The sequence below is a fragment of the Agromyces sp. NPDC055658 genome (assembly GCF_053618155.1).
Genome location: NZ_JBSHHD010000081.1, coordinates 1 through 2,134 on the forward strand (window position 1 = coordinate 1; position 2,134 = coordinate 2,134).

Annotated in this window: 1 protein-coding gene; it reads right to left on the reverse strand. The window is 70.2% G+C overall.

The features are described from left to right. Positions 1-74 precede the first annotated feature (74 nt). Positions 75-2,021: a 1-deoxy-D-xylulose-5-phosphate synthase gene (gene dxs, locus ACWGPE_RS18585; protein WP_231430851.1), complete on the reverse strand. Its 1,947-nt coding sequence runs from the start codon at positions 2,019-2,021 to the stop codon at positions 75-77. Positions 2,022-2,134 lie beyond the last annotated feature (113 nt).

Below are 2,134 nucleotides of genomic sequence, written 5' to 3' on the forward strand. Positions count from 1 at the left end.
CGACCACACGGTCGCGGGCCCGCTCTCGTTCGAGGTCCTCGTGCCCTGCGGCGATCCTCCGCAAGGCGGTGGACTCAGTCTGCGACGTGCGCGATGACGGGCTGCGTGCCCGTGTCGCCCGACGCGCCGCGCGCATGCGGCAGCTTCGTGCCGAGCACCATTGCGGTGACGTCTTGGGCGATGTGCTGCGGAGTGAGGCCGACGCGCTCCAGGATGTCGGAACGGGAGCCGTGCTCGAGGAACTCGTCGGGCAGGCCCAATTCGGTGACCGCGGTGTCGACCCCGGCCTCGCGCAGGTCCTGACGGATGCGTGTACCGACACCGCCGACGCGGATGCCGTCTTCGAGCGACACCACGATGCGGTAGTCGCCGGCGAGCCCGACGAGGCTGCGCGGCACGGGCACGACCCACCGGGGGTCGACGACGGTGGCGCCGATGCCCTGCGCCTCGAGGCGCTCGGCGACCTCGAGGCCGATGCCGGCCATCGGCCCGACGGTGACGATGAGCACGTCCTTGCGCTGGGACTCGACGAGCACGTCGACGCCGTCGTCGGTGCGACGCACCGCGTCGTACTCGGTGCCGACCGAACCCTTCGGGAATCGCAGGACGGTCGGTGAATCCGTCACCTGCACGGCCTCGCCGAGCTCTTCGGCGAGGCGGATCGCGTCGCGCGGTGCGGCGATCCGGATGCCGGGGACGACCTGGAGGATCGAGAGGTCCCAGACGCCGTGGTGGCTCGGGCCGTCGGGCCCGGTGACGCCGGCGCGGTCGAGGACGAACGTGACCCCCGCCTTGTGGAGGGCGACATCCATGAGCAGCTGGTCGAACGCCCGGTTCATGAACGTCGCATACACCGCGACGACCGGGTGCAGGCCGCCGAACGCCAGGCCGGCGGCGGACGTCACGGCGTGCTGCTCGGCGATGCCGACGTCGAAAACCCGTGTCGGGAAGCGCTCGGCCATCCGGTGAAGGCCCGTCGGGCGGAGCATCGCGGCCGTGATGCCCACGAGGCGGTCGTCGCCCTCGGCGAGGTGGACGAGCTCGTCGGCGAAGACGCTCGTCCAGCTCTTCGCCCCGCCGGTGTCGAGCGGCTCACCGGTCTCGGGGTCGATCTGCCCGACGGCGTGGAACTGGTCCGCGACATCGTTGCGGGCGGGCTCGTAGCCGCGGCCCTTCTCGGTGATCGCGTGAACGATGACCGGCGCGCCGTAGTGCTTCGCCTGCCGGAGCGCGGCCTCCATCGCCTGCTCGTCGTGCCCGTCGACGGGACCGACGTACTTGATGTCGAGGTTCGAGTAGAGCGCCTCGTTCCCGGTGAATCGGGAGAGGAAGCCGTGCAGGCCACCGCGCACGCCGCGGTAGAACGCCCTGGCCGGGCCGCCGAGGCGGTTGAACGCGTCGCGGCTCGAGAGGTGGAGGTTGCGGTACGTGCTCTTCGTGCGCACCGAGTTGAGGAAGCGCGCCATGCCCCCGATGGTCGGCGCGTACGAACGGCCGTTGTCGTTCACGACGACGATGAGCTTGCGCGTGTTGTCGTCGGAGATGTTGTTGAGCGCCTCCCACGTCATGCCGCCGGTGAGGGCGCCGTCGCCGACGACCGCTACCACGTGCCGGTCGTGCTGCCCGGTCATCTCGAACGCCTTCGAGATGCCGTCGGCCCACGACAGGGAGCTCGAAGCGTGAGAGGACTCGACGATGTCGTGCTCCGACTCGCTGCGCTGCGGGTATCCGGCCAGACCGCCGGTCTGCCGAAGGGTCGAGAAGTCCTGCCGGCCGGTGAGCAGCTTGTGCACGTACGACTGGTGACCGGTGTCGAACACGATCGCGTCGCGGGGCGAGTCGAACACGCGGTGGATCGCGATGGTGAGCTCCACCACCCCGAGGTTCGGACCCAGGTGCCCGCCCGTCTTGGCGACGTCGGAGACGAGGTGCTCTCGCACCTCGACCGCGAGTTGCTCCAGTTGCTCCTTCGAGAGAGCGTCGAGGTCGCGCGGGCCTCGGATCGTCTCGAGCAAGGTCATGCGTTGGGCCTCCGGGATGACGCGGGCGATGCCGCCGAACGGAACGAGTCTACGCCGGGCAACCTGAGCGCCCGGGCAGACGACAGGGCGATCGGCGGAAACGCCGATCGCCC